Below are 17,289 nucleotides of genomic sequence, written 5' to 3' on the forward strand. Positions count from 1 at the left end.
AGGCGCATTATAGGGAGTTTCCCTCAGCCCGCAACCCTTAAATGACAGAAAAATGACTGACTGCTGCAATCCCCAGCAGAACCCCGCCTTATACCCATTTACGCACAGAGTTATCCACAAAAATAAGGTTCTCTTTCGAGAGTCACCTGGTTTTATCCCTCATCTATAGAGATGAAATAATGGAATTGAGGTAAAGAGAAAAATTCGCGAGCGTTGCGCAAACGTTTTCGTTACAATGCCCCCGCACAACAAGGATGCCCCGTAAGGGGCGTTAGCTGAGTTTTTAGCCAAGAATTCACCTAACGCTCTCTGTAATAGTCAAATCCAGGGGATTTACCATGCAACAACGTCGTCCAGTCCGCCGCGCTCTGCTCAGTGTTTCTGACAAGGCCGGTATCATCGAATTCGCTCAGGCACTTTCCGCACGTGGTGTGGAGCTGCTGTCTACAGGTGGCACTGCGCGCCTGTTAGCGGAGAAAGGTCTGCCAGTGACCGAAGTTTCCGATTACACCGGCTTCCCGGAAATGATGGATGGACGCGTGAAGACCCTGCATCCGAAAGTCCACGGTGGCATTCTTGGTCGTCGCGGTCAGGATGACGGAATAATGGAACAACATGGTATCGCGCCTATCGATATGGTGGTTGTTAACCTGTATCCATTCGCCGAGACCGTCGCCCGCGAAGGCTGTTCTCTGGAAGATGCCGTAGAGAACATTGATATCGGCGGCCCGACCATGGTGCGCTCCGCTGCCAAGAACCATAAAGATGTAGCTATCGTTGTGAAGAGCAGCGACTACGACGCCATTATTAAAGAGATGGATGCCAACGACGGTTCTCTGACCCTAGACACCCGTTTCGATCTCGCGATTAAAGCCTTCGAACACACCGCCGCCTACGACAGCATGATCGCCAACTACTTCGGCAGCATGGTTCCGGCCTACCACGGTGAAAGCAAAGAAGCCGCCGGTCGCTTCCCGCGTACGCTGAACCTGAACTTCATTAAGAAGCAGGATATGCGCTACGGCGAGAACAGCCATCAGCAGGCTGCCTTCTATATAGAAGAGAATGTTAAAGAAGCGTCCGTTGCCACCGCGCAGCAGGTTCAGGGTAAAGCGCTTTCCTACAACAACATCGCTGATACCGATGCGGCACTGGAGTGCGTGAAAGAATTCAACGAGCCAGCCTGTGTGATCGTCAAACACGCGAACCCGTGTGGTGTAGCAGTAAGTACCTCTATTCTTGACGCTTACGACCGCGCCTATAAAACCGACCCGACCTCCGCGTTCGGCGGCATCATCGCCTTTAACCGCGAGCTGGATGCTGAAACCGCACAGGCGATCATCTCCCGTCAGTTCGTGGAAGTGATTATCGCCCCATCCGCGACCGAAGAAGCGCTTAAGATCACCGCCGCTAAGCAGAACGTTCGCGTTCTGACCTGTGGCCAGTGGGCACAGCGCGTGCCGGGCCTCGACTTCAAACGCGTTAACGGCGGCCTGCTGGTTCAGGATCGTGACCTCGGTATGGTGAGCGAAGGTGAACTGCGCGTGGTAACCAAGCGCCAGCCGACCGGGCAAGAGCTGCGTGATGCGCTGTTCTGCTGGAAGGTCGCCAAGTTCGTTAAATCCAACGCCATCGTTTATGCCAAAGGCAATATGACCATCGGTATTGGCGCAGGCCAGATGAGCCGCGTTTACTCCGCCAAAATCGCCGGGATTAAAGCCGCCGACGAAGGTCTGGAAGTGAAAGGTTCCTCTATGGCTTCCGACGCCTTCTTCCCGTTCCGCGATGGGATTGATGCCGCTGCTGCCGCGGGCGTAACCTGCGTGATCCAACCGGGCGGTTCAATCCGCGATGACGAAGTGATTGCCGCCGCAGACGAGCACGGTATCGCGATGGTATTCACCGACATGCGCCACTTCCGCCATTAATCCACGGAGCAGACGATGAAAATATTAGTGATTGGCAATGGCGGGCGCGAGCACGCCCTCGCCTGGAAAGCGGCACAGTCGCCAAAAGTCGAAACGGTATTTGTCGCCCCGGGCAACGCGGGCACCGCGCTGGAACCCACGCTACAAAACGTGGCCATCGGCGTAACCGATATCCCGGCGCTGCTGAGCTTTGCCCAGAACGAGAAGATCGATCTGACCATTGTTGGCCCGGAAGCGCCGCTGGTGATTGGCGTGGTTGATGCCTTCCGCGCCGCCGGTCTGAAAATCTTCGGCCCAACCGAAGGTGCCGCGCAGCTGGAAGGCTCCAAAGCCTTCACCAAAGATTTCCTCGCGCGCCACCAGATCCCAACGGCGGAGTACCAGAACTTCACCGAAATCGAACCTGCGCTGGCTTACCTGCGCGAGAAAGGCGCGCCGATCGTTATCAAAGCCGATGGCCTGGCTGCCGGGAAAGGCGTTATCGTGGCGATGACGCTGGAGGAAGCGGAAGCCGCCGTGCATGACATGCTGGCCGGTAACGCGTTTGGCGACGCGGGCCACCGCATCGTTATCGAAGAGTTCCTCGACGGCGAAGAAGCGAGCTTTATCGTGATGGTCGACGGCGAGCACGTGCTGCCGATGGCCACCAGCCAGGACCACAAACGCGTGGGTAACGGCGATACCGGCCCGAACACCGGCGGGATGGGCGCTTACTCCCCGGCGCCGGTGGTAACCGATGAAGTCCACCAGCGCACCATGGAACGCATCATCTGGCCAACCGTAAAAGGCATGGCGGCGGAAGGTAACACCTACACCGGTTTCCTGTATGCGGGTCTGATGATCGATAAGCAGGGCAACCCGAAGGTTATCGAGTTTAACTGCCGCTTCGGCGATCCGGAAACCCAGCCGATCATGCTGCGCATGAAGTCCGATCTGGTGGAGCTGTGCCTCGCCGCCTGTGACGGCAAGCTGGATGAAAAAACCTCCGAGTGGGACGAGCGCGCCTCGCTGGGTGTGGTCATTGCCGCCGGAGGTTATCCGGGTAATTACAATACCGGCGATGAGATCCACGGTCTGCCGCTGGAAGACGTCGCTGACGGTAAAGTGTTCCACGCGGGCACCAAACTGTCTGCTGACGATCGCGTGTTGACCAACGGCGGTCGCGTGCTGTGCGCCACCGCGCTGGGTAACACCGTGGCTGAAGCGCAGAAACGCGCTTACGCCCTGATGACCGACATCCGCTGGGATGGCAGCTTCAGCCGTAACGACATCGGCTGGCGCGCCATTGAACGCGAGCAACGCTAACGCGAAATTTTCGCCAGCAGCGTTTTACGCGTAATGCCTAACTGACGGGCGGCTTCCGTTTTATTGCCGCCCGTTTTTTCCAGCGCCGCCAGAATCACCTCCTTTTCGACATCCACCAGCGGTTGGATCTCGCCACTGAATTCCGTTTTTATCGGCGTCGCGGCAATCGCCATCGGCAGTTCACGTTCGGAAATATATTCCCCCGTCAGCAGCACCACCGAGCGCTCAATCGCATTTTCCAGCTCACGAATATTGCCCGGCCAGTCGTAGTGGATCAGCAGATCCATCGCCTGCGGAGTAAAGCCTTTCACCGCTTTTCGGTTACGCGCAGCAAAACGCTGGAGAAAATGTTCGGCTAACAGCGGAATATCTTCCCGGCGCTGGCGCAATGCTGGCATTTCAATGGTGACGACGTTCAGGCGATAGTAGAGATCCTGGCGAAAGCGCCCGGCACTGACTTCCTCCGCCAGATCTCGATGCGTGGCGGCGATCAGCCGGACATCAACCGCAATAGTCTGGTTGCTGCCAACCCGCTGTACTTCTCGCTCCTGGATCGCCCGCAGCAGACGCACCTGCATCAGCGGTGAGATATCGCCAATTTCATCAAGAAATAACGTGCCACCATCGGCCTCCACAAAGCGCCCTTCCCGGCGTTTATCCGCCCCGGTAAACGCCCCTTTCTCGTGACCAAAAAGTTCGGACTCCAGCAGCGACTCATTAAGCGCCGCGCAGTTGAGCGTCACCAGCGGTTTATCGCGACGGGCGCTGCTGGCATGCAGCGCCCGGGCCACCAGTTCTTTGCCCGTGCCGGAGTCTCCGTGAATGAGCACTGTCGCATCTGAGGGCGCAACCATCGCAATTTCGCTGAGCAACTGCTGCATCGCCGGACTACGACCAATCATGCCAAACTGCGCCGCCGAGGCTGACGGCAATTCAGCGCCCGTTTCCCGCGTGTGCGCCAGCGCCTTTTCCAGCGTCTCCTGCAGACGGTCAAAATCCAGCGGCTTGATTAAGTAGTCCAGCGCCCCGGTTTTAAGCGCCTCAACGGCGGTCTCTACGCTGGAGAACGCCGTCATGATCAAGACCGGAATCGCCGGATTCATCGCCTTGATCTCTTTGAGCGTTGCGATACCGTCCATCTCCGCCATGCGTACATCACACAGCACTAAATCAAATACGCGTTCGCGCACCTGTTCCAGCGCCGCTCGCCCGCTATAGGCCAGCGCGACCTCATAACCCCAGCCGCGCAGCAGCGCCTGTAAAATGGTGCAGTGGCTGATATCGTCATCTACTACCAGAATATTGATTTTTCCGCGCGTCATCCTTGTTAATCCTGTTGTTTCGCTTTGGTCGGCAGCCAAAGGGTAAAGGTCGCACCTTTGCCCTCAACGCTTGCCACCTGAATGGTGCCACCATGCTGTTCGATAATGTTCTGCACTACCGCCAGCCCGAGGCCGGTTCCGTCAGCTTTAGTCGTGAAGTAAGGTGTAAAAATGGCCTCCAGCTGTTCCGCTGCAATTCCCTTCCCGCTATCGGTCACCACGATTTTAACGCGCTCAGCGCTGCTTTCATTCGCTTCAACCGTGATCGTGCCCTGACGACCAATCGCATGAATGGCGTTCAGATACAGATTCAGCAGGACCTGCGTTAGCCGGTCAGGATCGGCCTGAATGGTTGGTAGTGCAGGATTTATCGTAAACCGTAATTGAATCTCCCGACTTTGAGCATCCTGGCTTACCAGATGCAATGAGTGGGTGATGACCTCGTTGAGATCCACCTGTTGCAGCGTCAGATGCGCTGGCTTCACCAGCTCCAGCAACTCGCTCACCACCCGATTTAAACGGTCCGCTTCTTTCGCCATCACCTGTGCCAGCTCATGCGACTCGCCACCCGGCGGGGTTCGTTCGGCAAAATACTTTGCCAGACCTTTAATGGAAGACAGCGGATTGCGAATTTCATGTGCGACGCCAGCCGCCAGGTGTCCGAGCGCCAGCAGTTTTTCTTTCCGCTTCATCGCATCCTGCAATTCCTTGTACGAACGCTGATAGCGCTGATACCAGAAAAACGTAAGTACAGTTGCCAGTAGTACAGCCGCCAGCGCACAGAGGACTATCAGTGTGTTACGCCACTCTCTTGTCTGGGTCGCCGCCAGATCGCTGGCATCAAAGGCGATAAAAATGGTTTGTGCAGGGATGTTAAGCCGCCCGTCATTACTGGCGCAACTCGCCATGCCATGACGTCCTGGACCATACATCGGCTGAAACTGGCGATAAATTTCCAGAGCCGGCGTGTTTTCACCGTCCCTCACTTGAATGTCAATATTCCGCCAGCTTTCTTGCTCCCCAGGACTAAGCTGTCGCAGGACATCCGGTGAATAGAGCGTTTTCCCGACCATTGAGGAATTGCTGTGAGTCATAATGACGCCATGCTCATCCACAACGGCAAACCATAGCACGCCGGGTTGTACGGCCATTTCCTCCAGTAGCGTCTGCTGTTGAGCATGATGCATGCGCATCCCCATGCCTACACGCGTACCAGATTCCAGAGCGCGAATGAGCACACTGCCTTTTTCCAGTAGCGTTTGCCGCGCGGCGCCACTTTCCCGCCCATAGTCCCGAATAGTCATAATCGAAAACCAGCCGACCAAAATCAGGATTGCCGCCAGCAAGAGTCGGCTCAACCACTTTGCCACCGTATCCTTATAAAGACGCATACGCTCTCCCTTCACCCCGCTTGTTCCTTTCATCGTTGCAGGTATACAGCAGAAATCATGCCATTTTTGCCCCCTGATAACCCTGCCCTCAGACACAAACCGCTGAAAGTACCGGGTAAAAATGACTCGCTGGCGCGTTCTGGCGAGTCATTTTTACTCGTTTCCCTGCAAAGACGACGCGCACAACGCCCGCAGGGCAGGGATCAACGCTTTGGCACGGAAGATGCAAAAGAGAATGTAAGCTAACCAACAGGAGAACGAACGATGAAACGGAACAACAAACTGGCACTGATTGCACTTTCTCTTATCGCACTGGGCTCCACCCCGGTACTGGCGCAGAATCACTGGGGATATGGTGATGGAATGCAGCAACGGGGCGGTACCCCAATGACCGCTGAGCAGCAGGCTGCCGCACAGAAAATCTATGATGATTACTACTCCCAGACCAGCGCGTTGCGCCAACAGCTGACATCCAAACGTTATGAGTACAATGCACTATTAACGGCCAGCTCGCCGGACACGGCAAAAATTAATGCCGTGGCAAAAGAGATGGAAGCGTTGAATCAGTCTCTGGACGAGCAGCGCGTTAAACGCGATGTCGCAATGGCGCAGGCTGGCGTGCCACGTGGCGCGGGAATGGGCTACGGCGGATGCGGCGGTGGCGGTAACCATCGCGGCGGCGGCCATATGGGAATGGGGCACTGGTAAAAGACTTAATGCCTGATGACGCCATACGGATCAGGCCTGCTGACTACCTGTCTTCAGGTTTTCAGAACGTTTTGGCTGTAGGCTGCCAGTGACAAAAATCTTCATTGGCGACTAGCAGTAGCTGCGACCCTTCGGGCGCTTCCAGCCATGCCACACTCACCTCTACGGATGAATGTTTCTGGCGGCGCTCGATATGGTTTATCGCCCACGACTCCAGGTCTGGCTTCAGCGTTTCACCTTCACAGGTTGTGACCGTGTTATCCGCATGCCAACGTCCCTGACGCAATATCACCCGTCCCTGACGCAGCGCATCGCTGGTCTTGCGGATTTGATCGGCACGATAGCGGTACAACGCAATTTGATCGCTGGAAAGCTGCTGCTTTTGCCCGGCGACTTCACGTTGCATGAAACTCAGTTCGCCGCGGTCATCGAAGCGGATACGAATATGTTCCGGCGGTTTACTGTAAACATTGAGTTCTATCAGAGAGAGCGTATCTCCCTGCCAGCGGTATTCACTGGTGGTGGTATCGCCGTTACGCCACGGACTCAATACCGAGAGCAAGTGAACATCGTCACTGGAATCTTTACGCCAGACGCGTACCGCCCCCTGCTCGCCAACATAGCCGCTGGCCGTGAACGGAGGAAGCTCAGAATGGCTACCGCAGGCAGACAGTAACAGAACACCTGAAAGCCAGAGCGTATGACGCCAGATGGACAAAAGGGGCGAAACCGCCCCTTCGTTAAAACTGTTCACTGCCACGCGAATTACTTAACCGCGTCTTTCAGTGCTTTACCAGAAACAAATGCCGGTACGTTAGCTGCGGCGATTTTGATTTCTTTACCGGTCTGCGGGTTGCGGCCAGTGCGCTCAGCACGGTGGTTCACTTTGAAGGTACCGAAACCAACCAGTTGTACAGCATCGCCTTCTTTCAGAGACTCAGTAATAGCAGCCAGAGTGGATTCCAGAGCAGCTTTAGCCTGTGTTTTAGACAGTTCTGCTTTGTCTGCAATTACATCAATCAGTTGAGTCTTGTTCATAAGTTATCCTTACAATGTGTTTATCGCTTGCTAAGCATCGAGTGCGACGGAAATGCCAGAAAAGCACTCTCCTGCATACACGCACCGATAGCCACTTTTTTTCGCCCCCCAAATGTAGACCAGACCGGGGGCGGATGGGAAGCCTTCAGGCACGACAAATCAGGCGTTAAATCACGTTTTGTGGTGTCATTGCTGAAAATTTATACCAATATTGCTCTCACCAGCCTCGCGCAGGTCTGCACGCAGCCCTTTTATCAGCTCAATATCGCGTTCTTCACAATCGGCTAAAAGTCGGAAAATTTCCCACTGAATATCCCATTCTTGCTCAACGGCAGGGTTCTCTTTGAGCTCTTCATCGGTCATTTCGCGACCAGCTTGCGTCATTTCCAGCATCGCTACTGTGGTAATTGAAGCCTTACTGACTTCAATAGCGTGTTCCAGCGTTTCACCGCTAAGACGTGAATGCATCAGTTCGCTTAATGCCACACAGGCATCAATCGCCGGATAAACGCCGTACAGATCGTAATCGTCTGCAGAAGGAATGGCCTCTTCAAACTTTTCCAGCTGGCTGTCGAAATTGATTTTCGCGTCTTTAACCGTCAGCGCTTCCCAAATCAGATCCAGAATTCGGCGGTAAATCTGTCCATCGCCAAATTCAGTTTGCTTGCAGAACATGGCGTAATTCGGGTACATGCGTTCGCACAGACAGGCCATAAACGTGACGTGCTGCCAGCTTTCCAGCTTCTCCAGACGCAGGTGAATCGGATTTTGTAACATGATGAGTTCTCAAATACGGAAATTAGCCGCAGTTTACCCGATATGGGGCGCTTTTGCTGCAAGCCGCGTAAAAGCCGGGCGTTCGGATGCCACCGCATCTGCCCAGCGCGTTGGTTCCGGCAGACGATAGCCGTTCATACAGCGTTGTACCCACGCCAGTGCGCTGTCCATACTCACGCGGTGACCCGTAGAGATAAACAACGGGTTACAGCGCGCTTTGCTGCGCCAGACCCACGCCAGCTGTTCGCCTTTATCCAGCAATGGTGCTAACGCGCCGGGTTCGGCAGCGAGCGGCTCAAACTTGCCGCACAACCGTTTTTTCGCCACGCCAATCGTCGGGACATCCACCAGCAGACCAAAATGACTGGCTACGCCCAGGCGACGCGGGTGCGAAATGCCGTGCCCGTCAACGAACAGCAGATCTGGCTTGTGCGAGAGCAATTGCCAGGCGGCCATCAGCGCGGGGGTTTCACGAAAGGAGAGAAAACCGGGAATGTAGGGCATGGTGGTGGCGATACGCGCCACCTTGTATTCAACCAGTTCAAGCGTGGGATACTTCAGTAAGACCATCGCGGCTCGCGTCACTGCGCCGCCCTGCTCAAACCCCACGTCCGCTCCGCCGATCAGATCAGGCGGATCGTTCTTCAGACGATCCTCGCGGATCACTGAAGAGGCCAGTTCAAGCTGCTGCGCGCGTAATGACGCGAGATCCATAATGACTCCTTAGCGGTGGTACTGTTCGGACAACCGATGTACCGCCTCCACAAAGACACCCGCATGTTCTGGCGGGACGTCCTGATGAATGCCGTGGCCCAGGTTAAAGACATGCCCTTCGCCCTGACCGAATCCGGCCAGAATTGTCGCCACCTCTTCTTCGATGCGGGCTGGCGGCGCATACAGCATGGATGGATCCATATTGCCCTGTAGCGCCACTTTATGACCTACACGACGACGCGCATCGGCAATGTCAGTGGTCCAGTCGAGACCTAACGCATCACAGCCGGTTTCCGCCATCGCTTCCAGCCACTGACCGCCGCCTTTGGTAAACAGGGTCACCGGTACACGACGACCGTCGTTCTCGCGCAGCAGGCCATCAACGATTTTGTGCATGTAGTACAGGGAGAACTGCTGATAGTCGCGACCGGTCAGCACACCGCCCCAGGTATCGAAAATCATCACCGACTGCGCGCCCGCTTTGATCTGCGCGTTCAGGTACAGCGTGACGCTCTTCGCCAGCTTATCCAGCAGCAGATGCAGTGCTTTAGGGTCGGCATACATCATCTTTTTAATCACGGTGAAGGCTTTGCTGCTGCCGCCTTCAACCATGTAGGTTGCCAGCGTCCACGGGCTACCGGAGAAGCCGATCAGCGGCACTTCGCCTTTCAGTTCACGGCGAATGGTGCGCACCGCATTCATCACGTAACCCAGCCCATCTTCCGGGTCCGGGATCGGCAGTTTGTCGACGTCAGCCTTGCTGGTAATCGGGGAGGTGAAGCGTGGACCTTCTCCTGCTTCAAAATACAGCCCAAGCCCCATCGCATCGGGAATCGTCAGGATATCCGAGAAGAGGATCGCGGCATCAAGCTTATAACGACGCAGCGGCTGCAGCGTAACTTCGCAGGCCAGCTCGGCATTTTTGCACAGCGCCATAAAATCGCCCGCCTCGGCGCGCGTGGCTTTATATTCCGGTAGATAGCGGCCCGCCTGGCGCATCATCCATACCGGAGTGACATCAACGGGCTGGCGCAGCAGCGCACGCAGATAACGATCGTTCTTCAGTTCGGTCATTTTTGCAGTTCCTTATTGCGTCAGTCCATCAGTGTATCATCACTCGTTCTTTACTCGTACTCAGCCCGACACATCGCCACAGTGTCTTCAATCAATCGCCGCGCGACGGTGCCTGGCGGGGGAAGCAGCGGTAAATCATCGTAGCGATACCAGTTCGCTTCCAGCAGTTCTTTCGGGTCGATAACAATCTCGCCGCTATCATACTCTGCCATAAATGCGGTCATCAAAGACTGCGGGAACGGCCACGGCTGAGAAGTGACATAGCGCAGGTTTTTCACCTTGATGCCACTCTCTTCCATGACTTCACGCGCCACCGCCTGCTCGAGGGTTTCGCCCACTTCGACAAAACCCGCCAGCACGGTATGTACGCCGTTACGATGGCGAACATGTTGGGCAAGCAGGATGGAATCATCTCGGCGAATGGCGACGATAATGCAGGGGGCAATTTGCGGGTAGTAGCGTTCCCGGCAGTGGCTGCACAGCATCGCCCATTCCGTTTTACTCGGGTACATCGTGTGCCCACAGTAGCCGCAGAATTTATGCGAGCGGTAAAACTCGGCCAGCTGTACGCCGCGTCCGGCCAGTTGAAACAGGCCAACATCCTGGTCAATGACCTGGCGTACCGACCCCATATCGTGGCGACGTTGCTGCTGCACCAGCCAGACCGTCTCCCCTTCCCATTCGCCGATAGAAAGTGCGCGCTGCCCGATCAAATCAAAACGTGCCGCGTCGCCGTGAGGCAGCTCGCCATGAGGCAACCATAACTTTTGCTCATGACTGACAATCCACCAGCCGCTATCTAATTTTTCAATTATACGATCCATATCTCTTGCGCAACCTTTGCTTCACAGGCATGTTGTTTACATTATTTTTACATTTACGGGTGAGCAGTTCCTAAACACCATCTTGCGGAGTCAATCATGCTAAACCAGCTGGAAAGCCTGACGGAGCACGTCGGAGGAAGTAATAAACTGGTTGATCGCTGGCTACATGTACGTAAGCACCTGCTCGTGGCTTACTACAATCTGGTTGGCATTAAGCCTGGCAAAGAATCGTACATGCGGCTCAATGAAAAAGCGCTGGATGATTTTTGTCAGAGCCTGGTCGATTACCTCTCCACCGGACACTTCAGTATTTATGAACGTATTCTCCATAAATTGGAAGGGAACGGGCAGCTTTTAAAAGCCACAAAAATTTGGCCACTGCTGGAAGCCAACACACAACTGATCATGGACTACTATGACACCAGTCTGGAGACCGCCATTGATCATGATAACTTCCTTGAATTTCAACAGGCTTTATCAGATATCGGCGAGGCGCTGGAAGCCCGGTTCGTGCTCGAAGATAAGCTGATCATGCTGGTATTTGATGCGATGCACGAGAGTGGCACTCTCAAACGTCCTGCTTGAGATTTGTCGCATTAACGCGTAGTTTACATTCATTACCTCTAAGATAGAGGTTACTTCTTGTCGGAGTGCTTATTTTCCACAACAGCATGAGTGGAAAAGGCTGAGACCGTTAATTCGGGATCCGCGGAACCTGATCAGGTTAAAACCTGCGAAGGGAACAAGAGTCAATCTGCAACCGCATCGCCCCAAGGCGATCGTCTCTCTTGCTTCATCCGTCGTCTGACAAGCCACGTCCTTACTTTTTTGGAATGAGCTATGTCTGCCACTACTAAACCATCACGCCGCGAACAGCGCGCGCAAGCCCAACACTTTATCGATACCCTGGAAGGGACCGCCTTCCCTAACTCAAAACGCATTTATATTACCGGTTCGCAGCCGGATATCCGCATTCCGATGCGCGAAATCCAGCTTAGCCCGACGCTGATTGGCGGCAGCAAAGACAACCCGCAATTTGAAGACAACGAAGCCGTGCCGGTGTACGACACCTCCGGGCCGTATGGCGATCCTGACGTGGAGATTAACGTCCAGCAGGGCCTGGCGAAACTGCGCCAGGCGTGGATTGCGGCACGTAACGATAGCGAAGAATTAGACGACCGTAGTTCCGCTTATACCAAAGAACGTCTGGCCGACGATGGCCTGGACGAGCTGCGTTTCAGCGGCCTGCTGACGCCAAAGCGCGCCAAAGCCGGTAAGCGCGTGACCCAGCTGCACTACGCCCGTCAGGGGATCGTGACGCCAGAGATGGAGTTTATCGCCATCCGTGAAAATATGGGCCGCGAGCGTATCCGTAGTGAAGTGCTGCGCCATCAGCATCCAGGGATGAACTTTGGCGCGCGCCTGCCGGAAAATATCACGCCGGAATTCGTGCGTGATGAAGTCGCTGCGGGCCGGGCGATTATTCCTGCCAACATCAACCACCCGGAATCCGAGCCGATGATCATCGGCCGCAACTTCCTGGTGAAGGTGAATGCCAACATCGGTAACTCGGCGGTCACTTCCTCTATCGAAGAAGAGGTCGAAAAACTGGTGTGGTCGACCCGCTGGGGCGCAGATACGGTGATGGACCTCTCCACCGGTCGCTATATTCACGAAACCCGCGAGTGGATCCTGCGTAACAGCCCGGTGCCGATCGGCACCGTACCGATCTACCAGGCGCTGGAGAAGGTCAATGGGATCGCCGAAGATCTCACCTGGGAAGCGTTCCGCGATACGTTGCTGGAACAGGCCGAACAGGGCGTCGACTACTTCACCATCCATGCCGGCGTACTGCTGCGCTACGTGCCGATGACCGCTAAACGCCTGACCGGAATTGTCTCGCGCGGCGGTTCGATCATGGCGAAATGGTGCCTTTCTCATCACAAAGAAAACTTCCTGTTTGAACATTTCCGCGAAATTTGTGAAATCTGCGCCGCCTACGACGTCTCGCTCTCTCTCGGCGACGGCCTGCGCCCGGGTTCGATTCAGGATGCCAACGACGAAGCGCAGTTCTCCGAACTGCATACGCTGGGCGAGCTGACCAAAATCGCCTGGGAATACGACGTGCAGGTGATGATTGAAGGTCCAGGACATGTGCCGATGCATATGATCCAACGCAACATGACCGAAGAGCTGGAGAGCTGCCACGAAGCACCGTTCTACACCTTAGGGCCGTTGACGACAGATATCGCGCCGGGCTATGACCACTTCACCTCCGGCATTGGCGCGGCGATGATCGGCTGGTTTGGCTGCGCGATGCTGTGCTACGTCACGCCGAAAGAGCACCTCGGCCTGCCGAACAAAGAAGACGTGAAGCAAGGGCTGATCACCTACAAGATTGCCGCTCACGCCGCGGATTTAGCCAAAGGCCACCCGGGCGCGCAGATCCGCGATAACGCGATGTCAAAAGCGCGCTTTGAATTCCGCTGGGAAGACCAGTTTAACCTCGCGCTCGACCCGTTCACCGCCCGCTCCTATCACGATGAAACCCTGCCGCAGGAGTCCGGCAAGGTCGCCCACTTCTGCTCGATGTGCGGGCCGAAGTTCTGCTCAATGAAAATCAGCCAGGAAGTACGCGACTACGCCGCCGCGCAGACTATTGAAGTGGGAATGGCAGATATGTCGGAGAACTTCCGCGCCAAAGGCGGTGAAATCTACCTCAAAAAAGAGGAGGCATAATGTACCAGCCTGATTTCCCGACCGTGCCGTTCCGCCTCGGGCTTTACCCGGTGGTGGACAGCGTTGCATGGATTGAACGTCTGCTGGAGGCGGGCGTACGCACGATCCAGCTGCGTATCAAAGACAAACGCGATGATGAGGTCGAAGCGGACGTGATTGCCGCCATCGCGCTGGGGCGTCGCTATGACGCCCGCCTGTTTATTAACGACTATTGGCGGCTGGCGATTAAGCACAACGCCTACGGCGTGCATCTGGGCCAGGAAGATCTCGAAACCACCGACCTGAAGGCCATTCAGGCGGCGGGCTTACGCCTGGGGGTTTCCACCCACGATGATATGGAGATCGACGTCGCGCTCGCCGCTAAGCCTTCTTATATCGCACTCGGCCACGTCTTCCCCACGCAAACCAAGCAGATGCCTTCCGCCCCGCAGGGGCTGACTCAGCTGGCAGGTCATATTGAACGACTGGCAGATTACCCGACCGTGGCGATTGGCGGCATCAGCCTTGAGCGCGCCCCGTCGGTGCTGGCGACCGGCGTCGGCAGCATTGCCGTGGTCAGCGCTATCACCCTGGCGGCCAACTGGCAGGCAGCCACGGCGCAGCTGCTGGACATAGCGGGAGTCGGCGATGAATGACCGCGACTTTATGCGTTACAGCCGGCAGATCCTGCTCGGCGATATCGCGATTGAGGGCCAACAAAAGCTGCTCGACAGCCATGTGCTGATTGTCGGTCTGGGCGGATTAGGCTCGCCTGCCGCGCTGTATCTGGCGGGTGCAGGCGTCGGCACGCTGACGCTGGCGGACGATGACGACGTGCATCTGAGCAATCTGCAACGGCAAATATTGTTCACCACCGACGACATTGCCCGCCCGAAAGCGCAGGCGGCAGAACGCCATCTGGCGCGTCTTAACCCGGACAGCGAGCTGGTCGTCCTTGAGCAGCGGCTGACGGGCGATGCGCTCCGGCACGCTGTAGCGCGTGCCGACGTGGTGCTCGACTGTACCGACAACATGGCCACGCGTCAGGAAATTAACGCCGCCTGCGTGGCGCTGAATACGCCTTTGGTTACCGCCAGCGCCGTCGGTTTCGGCGGCCAGTTGATGGTACTCACGCCACCGTGGGAGCAAGGTTGTTACCGCTGCCTGTGGCCGGATGATGTCGAACCCGAACGCAACTGCCGTACCGCCGGTATCGTCGGCCCGGTTGTCGGCGTGATGGGCACCTTGCAGGCGCTGGAAGCCATCAAACTGCTAAGCGGCATTGCGACACCCAGCGGAGAGCTACGCCTGTTTGACGGTAAAACCAGCCAGTGGCGCAGCCTTGCGCTGCGTCGGGCCAATGGCTGCCCGGTATGCGGAGGGCAACATGCAGATTCAGTTCAATGATGAGCCGATGCAGTGCGCCGAGGGACAAACCGTCAGCGGGCTGCTCACCGAGCTTAATCAGCTCAAACCGGGCGCGGCGCTGGCGCTCAATCAGCAGATCCTGCCGCGCGAGCAGTGGCAGCAGCACATCGTGCAGGAAGGCGACCAGATCCTGCTTTTTCAGGTTATTGCAGGGGGTTGATATGTTACGTATTGCCGACAAAACGTTTGATTCACATCTGTTCACCGGTACCGGAAAATTTGCCTCATCGCAGCTGATGGTCGAGGCGCTTCGCGCCTCCGGCAGCCAGCTGGTGACGCTGGCGATGAAGCGCGTGGATTTGCGCCAGCATAACGATGCCATTCTGGCCCCGCTTATCGACGCGGGCGTGACGCTGCTGCCTAACACCTCCGGAGCGAAAACCGCTGAAGAGGCGATTTTCGCCGCCCAACTGGCGCGTGAAGCGTTGGGTACAAACTGGCTGAAATTAGAAATCCACCCGGATGCCCGCTGGCTATTGCCCGATCCCATCGAAACGCTAAAAGCCGCCGAAGCGCTGGTGAAACAGGGCTTTGTGGTGCTGCCCTACTGCGGCGCGGATCCGGTACTGTGCAAGCGGCTGGAAGAGGTCGGCTGCGCGGCGGTGATGCCGCTCGGCGCGCCTATCGGCTCCAACCAGGGGCTGGAAACCAAAGCGATGCTGGAGATTATTATCCAGCAGGCGACCGTACCGGTGGTGGTCGATGCGGGTATCGGCGTGCCCAGCCACGCAGCGCAGGCGCTGGAAATGGGCGCTGACGCGGTGCTGGTCAACACGGCGATTGCCGTAGCGGACTGCCCGGTCACGATGGCCACCGCTTTCCGTCTGGCAGTTGAAGCGGGCCTTTTGGCGCGCCAGGCCGTCCCCGGCAGCAAAAGTTCGCTCGCGCAGGCCACCAGCCCGTTAACCGGATTCCTGGAGGCTTTCGCATGAAAACCTTCACCGACCGATGGCGACAGCTTGACTGGGACGACATCCGTCTGCGCATCAACGGGAAAACCGCCGCTGACGTGGAACGCGCCCTCAACGCTTCACAACTGGGCCGCGATGATTTGATGGCGCTGCTCTCACCTGCCGCCGCCGATTATCTGGAGCCGATTGCGCAACGGGCGCAAAGGCTGACTCGCCAGCGCTTCGGTAACACCGTGAGCTTTTACGTGCCGCTTTATCTCTCAAACCTTTGTGCCAACGACTGCACCTACTGCGGTTTTTCGATGAGCAACCGTATCAAACGCAAAACGCTGGACGAAGATGAGATACAACGTGAGTGTGCGGCTATCCGCGAGCTGGGCTTTGAGCATCTGCTACTGGTCACCGGTGAACATCAGGCCAAAGTGGGGATGGATTACTTTCGTCGCCATTTGCCTGCCATTCGCCGCCAGTTTGCCTCTTTACAGATGGAAGTACAGCCGCTGTCAGAGGCTGAATATGCGGAGCTGAAGACGCTGGGGCTGGATGGCGTGATGGTATATCAGGAGAGCTATCATGAGGCGATTTACGCCCGCCACCATCTGAAGGGGAAAAAGCAGGATTTCTTCTGGCGACTGGAAACGCCGGACCGGCTGGGCCGCGCAGGGATCGACAAAATCGGTCTTGGCGCGTTGATTGGTTTGTCCGACAGTTGGCGGGTGGACTGCTATATGGTAGCTGAACATCTGCTGTGGATGCAGCAGCATTACTGGCAGAGCCGCTACTCTATCTCCTTCCCTCGCCTGCGCCCATGCACCGGAGGCGTTGAGCCTGCATCGATCATGGATGAGCGACAGTTGGTCCAGACCATTTGCGCGTTTCGTTTACTGGCACCAGAAATTGAGCTGTCGCTCTCCACCCGCGAATCGCCATGGTTTCGTGACCATGTGATCCCGTTGGCGATCAACAACGTCAGCGCCTTCTCAAAAACCCAGCCCGGTGGTTATGCCGATAACCACCCCGAACTGGAACAGTTCTCCCCGCACGACGATCGTCGCCCGGAAGCCGTTGCTGAAGCACTGATGGCGCAGGGATTACAACCCGTGTGGAAAGACTGGGACAGCTATCTGGGACGCGCCGCCCAGATGCCCTAA

The 17,289-nt window shown here is 56.4% G+C and carries 19 protein-coding genes and 1 riboswitch; of the genes, 11 read left to right on the forward strand and 8 right to left on the reverse strand.

The window, feature by feature from the left end:
• The first annotated feature begins 338 nt into the window (after positions 1-338).
• Together purH and purD are read left to right on the forward strand one after the other, a co-directional pair.
• Complete coding sequence (purH, locus tag OGY19_RS04505; protein ID WP_115601172.1) at positions 339-1,928, forward strand: bifunctional phosphoribosylaminoimidazolecarboxamide formyltransferase/IMP cyclohydrolase; 1,590 nt, start codon at positions 339-341, stop codon at positions 1,926-1,928.
• Between the two features lie 15 nt (positions 1,929-1,943).
• On the forward strand, positions 1,944-3,233 hold the full coding sequence (gene purD, locus OGY19_RS04510; protein WP_115601173.1) for a phosphoribosylamine--glycine ligase: 1,290 nt from the start codon (positions 1,944-1,946) through the stop codon (positions 3,231-3,233).
• On the opposite strand, the gene zraR is transcribed toward purD, so the two are convergent.
• Together zraR and zraS are read right to left on the reverse strand one after the other, a co-directional pair.
• Positions 3,230-4,555, reverse strand: a complete 1,326-nt coding sequence (gene zraR, locus OGY19_RS04515) for a sigma-54-dependent response regulator transcription factor ZraR (RefSeq protein ID WP_115601174.1) — start codon at positions 4,553-4,555, stop codon at positions 3,230-3,232. The genes purD and zraR overlap by 4 nt on opposite strands.
• A 5-nt stretch (positions 4,556-4,560) precedes the next feature.
• Positions 4,561-5,946 carry a two-component system sensor histidine kinase ZraS gene (gene zraS / locus OGY19_RS04520; RefSeq protein WP_115601175.1) on the reverse strand — a complete coding sequence of 462 codons (1,386 nt, stop codon included), beginning with the start codon at positions 5,944-5,946 and terminating at the stop codon, positions 4,561-4,563.
• Between the two features lie 57 nt (positions 5,947-6,003).
• Here zraS and OGY19_RS04525 point away from each other — a divergent pair, with 57 nt between their 5' ends.
• Both OGY19_RS04525 and zraP read left to right on the forward strand, forming a co-directional pair.
• Positions 6,004-6,192 (forward strand): hypothetical protein, encoded by a 189-nt coding sequence (locus OGY19_RS04525; RefSeq protein ID WP_115601176.1) that lies wholly within the window; start codon positions 6,004-6,006, stop codon positions 6,190-6,192.
• Positions 6,193-6,210: 18 nt separating this feature from the next.
• Entirely contained in the window at positions 6,211-6,654 is a 444-nt protein-coding gene (gene zraP, locus OGY19_RS04530) for a zinc resistance sensor/chaperone ZraP (RefSeq protein ID WP_032945657.1), read from the forward strand.
• 61 nt (positions 6,655-6,715) lie between these two features.
• Here zraP and OGY19_RS04535 read toward each other — a convergent pair whose 3' ends face one another.
• The 6 genes from OGY19_RS04535 to nudC form a co-directional block, all read right to left on the reverse strand.
• Positions 6,716-7,408: a DUF1481 domain-containing protein gene (locus tag OGY19_RS04535; RefSeq protein ID WP_115602367.1), complete on the reverse strand. Its 693-nt coding sequence runs from the start codon at positions 7,406-7,408 to the stop codon at positions 6,716-6,718.
• Positions 7,409-7,419: 11 nt separating this feature from the next.
• Positions 7,420-7,692, reverse strand: a complete 273-nt coding sequence (gene hupA / locus OGY19_RS04540; protein ID WP_001044509.1) for a nucleoid-associated protein HU-alpha — start codon at positions 7,690-7,692, stop codon at positions 7,420-7,422.
• Positions 7,693-7,878: 186 nt separating this feature from the next.
• Positions 7,879-8,469 carry a YjaG family protein gene (locus OGY19_RS04545; protein WP_003842015.1) on the reverse strand — a complete coding sequence of 197 codons (591 nt, stop codon included), beginning with the start codon at positions 8,467-8,469 and terminating at the stop codon, positions 7,879-7,881.
• A 33-nt stretch (positions 8,470-8,502) separates the two neighbouring features.
• The gene (gene nfi / locus OGY19_RS04550; protein ID WP_115601177.1) at positions 8,503-9,183 is read right to left on the reverse strand and encodes a deoxyribonuclease V; all 681 of its coding nucleotides are present in this window, start codon (positions 9,181-9,183) and stop codon (positions 8,503-8,505) included.
• 9 nt (positions 9,184-9,192) lie between these two features.
• A complete protein-coding gene (hemE, locus tag OGY19_RS04555) occupies positions 9,193-10,257 on the reverse strand; it encodes a uroporphyrinogen decarboxylase (protein WP_057064651.1) in 1,065 nt (354 codons plus the stop codon).
• Between the two features lie 50 nt (positions 10,258-10,307).
• The gene (gene nudC / locus OGY19_RS04560) at positions 10,308-11,081 is read right to left on the reverse strand and encodes an NAD(+) diphosphatase (RefSeq protein WP_061066994.1); all 774 of its coding nucleotides are present in this window, start codon (positions 11,079-11,081) and stop codon (positions 10,308-10,310) included.
• A gap of 96 nt (positions 11,082-11,177) precedes the next feature.
• Here nudC and OGY19_RS04565 point away from each other — a divergent pair, with 96 nt between their 5' ends.
• From OGY19_RS04565 to thiH, 7 genes are all read left to right on the forward strand, one after another.
• On the forward strand, positions 11,178-11,666 hold the full coding sequence (locus OGY19_RS04565; RefSeq protein WP_005132871.1) for an Rsd/AlgQ family anti-sigma factor: 489 nt from the start codon (positions 11,178-11,180) through the stop codon (positions 11,664-11,666).
• Positions 11,667-11,717: 51 nt separating this feature from the next.
• A riboswitch (TPP riboswitch) is annotated at positions 11,718-11,840 on the forward strand.
• A gap of 81 nt (positions 11,841-11,921) precedes the next feature.
• A complete protein-coding gene (gene thiC, locus OGY19_RS04570) occupies positions 11,922-13,820 on the forward strand; it encodes a phosphomethylpyrimidine synthase ThiC (RefSeq protein ID WP_115601178.1) in 1,899 nt (632 codons plus the stop codon).
• Positions 13,820-14,455 carry a thiamine phosphate synthase gene (thiE, locus tag OGY19_RS04575; protein ID WP_115601179.1) on the forward strand — a complete coding sequence of 212 codons (636 nt, stop codon included), beginning with the start codon at positions 13,820-13,822 and terminating at the stop codon, positions 14,453-14,455. The genes thiC and thiE overlap by 1 nt, the downstream gene beginning before the upstream one ends.
• On the forward strand, positions 14,448-15,206 hold the full coding sequence (locus OGY19_RS04580) for a HesA/MoeB/ThiF family protein (protein WP_101743154.1): 759 nt from the start codon (positions 14,448-14,450) through the stop codon (positions 15,204-15,206). The genes thiE and OGY19_RS04580 overlap by 8 nt, the downstream gene beginning before the upstream one ends.
• Positions 15,187-15,387: a sulfur carrier protein ThiS gene (thiS, locus tag OGY19_RS04585; protein ID WP_048214117.1), complete on the forward strand. Its 201-nt coding sequence runs from the start codon at positions 15,187-15,189 to the stop codon at positions 15,385-15,387. Before OGY19_RS04580 ends, thiS begins: the two co-directional genes overlap by 20 nt.
• Position 15,388: 1 nt before the next feature.
• Positions 15,389-16,159, forward strand: coding sequence for a thiazole synthase (gene thiG, locus OGY19_RS04590; protein WP_115601180.1), 771 nt, complete (start codon positions 15,389-15,391; stop codon positions 16,157-16,159).
• A complete protein-coding gene (thiH, locus tag OGY19_RS04595; RefSeq protein WP_115601181.1) occupies positions 16,156-17,289 on the forward strand; it encodes a 2-iminoacetate synthase ThiH in 1,134 nt (377 codons plus the stop codon). Before thiG ends, thiH begins: the two co-directional genes overlap by 4 nt.

Origin of the sequence: Citrobacter sp. Cy070 (genome assembly GCF_030332245.1) — a bacterium.
GTDB lineage: Bacteria > Pseudomonadota > Gammaproteobacteria > Enterobacterales > Enterobacteriaceae > Citrobacter > Citrobacter youngae.

What these genes read in the sequence shown, in the direction of transcription:
- purH (WP_115601172.1), top strand. Translation starts at nt 339, where the DNA reads ATGCAACAACGTCGTCCAGTCCGCCGCGCTCTGCTCAGTGTTTCTGAC.
- purD (WP_115601173.1), top strand. Translation starts at nt 1,944, where the DNA reads ATGAAAATATTAGTGATTGGCAATGGCGGGCGCGAGCACGCCCTCGCC.
- zraR (WP_115601174.1), bottom strand. Translation starts at nt 4,555, where the DNA reads ATGACGCGCGGAAAAATCAATATTCTGGTAGTAGATGACGATATCAGC.
- zraS (WP_115601175.1), bottom strand. Translation starts at nt 5,946, where the DNA reads ATGCGTCTTTATAAGGATACGGTGGCAAAGTGGTTGAGCCGACTCTTG.
- OGY19_RS04525 (WP_115601176.1), top strand. Translation starts at nt 6,004, where the DNA reads ATGCCATTTTTGCCCCCTGATAACCCTGCCCTCAGACACAAACCGCTG.
- zraP (WP_032945657.1), top strand. Translation starts at nt 6,211, where the DNA reads ATGAAACGGAACAACAAACTGGCACTGATTGCACTTTCTCTTATCGCA.
- hupA (WP_001044509.1), bottom strand. Translation starts at nt 7,692, where the DNA reads ATGAACAAGACTCAACTGATTGATGTAATTGCAGACAAAGCAGAACTG.
- OGY19_RS04545 (WP_003842015.1), bottom strand. Translation starts at nt 8,469, where the DNA reads ATGTTACAAAATCCGATTCACCTGCGTCTGGAGAAGCTGGAAAGCTGG.
- nfi (WP_115601177.1), bottom strand. Translation starts at nt 9,183, where the DNA reads ATGGATCTCGCGTCATTACGCGCGCAGCAGCTTGAACTGGCCTCTTCA.
- hemE (WP_057064651.1), bottom strand. Translation starts at nt 10,257, where the DNA reads ATGACCGAACTGAAGAACGATCGTTATCTGCGTGCGCTGCTGCGCCAG.
- nudC (WP_061066994.1), bottom strand. Translation starts at nt 11,081, where the DNA reads ATGGATCGTATAATTGAAAAATTAGATAGCGGCTGGTGGATTGTCAGT.
- OGY19_RS04565 (WP_005132871.1), top strand. Translation starts at nt 11,178, where the DNA reads ATGCTAAACCAGCTGGAAAGCCTGACGGAGCACGTCGGAGGAAGTAAT.
- thiC (WP_115601178.1), top strand. Translation starts at nt 11,922, where the DNA reads ATGTCTGCCACTACTAAACCATCACGCCGCGAACAGCGCGCGCAAGCC.
- thiE (WP_115601179.1), top strand. Translation starts at nt 13,820, where the DNA reads ATGTACCAGCCTGATTTCCCGACCGTGCCGTTCCGCCTCGGGCTTTAC.
- OGY19_RS04580 (WP_101743154.1), top strand. Translation starts at nt 14,448, where the DNA reads ATGAATGACCGCGACTTTATGCGTTACAGCCGGCAGATCCTGCTCGGC.
- thiS (WP_048214117.1), top strand. Translation starts at nt 15,187, where the DNA reads ATGCAGATTCAGTTCAATGATGAGCCGATGCAGTGCGCCGAGGGACAA.
- thiG (WP_115601180.1), top strand. Translation starts at nt 15,389, where the DNA reads ATGTTACGTATTGCCGACAAAACGTTTGATTCACATCTGTTCACCGGT.
- thiH (WP_115601181.1), top strand. Translation starts at nt 16,156, where the DNA reads ATGAAAACCTTCACCGACCGATGGCGACAGCTTGACTGGGACGACATC.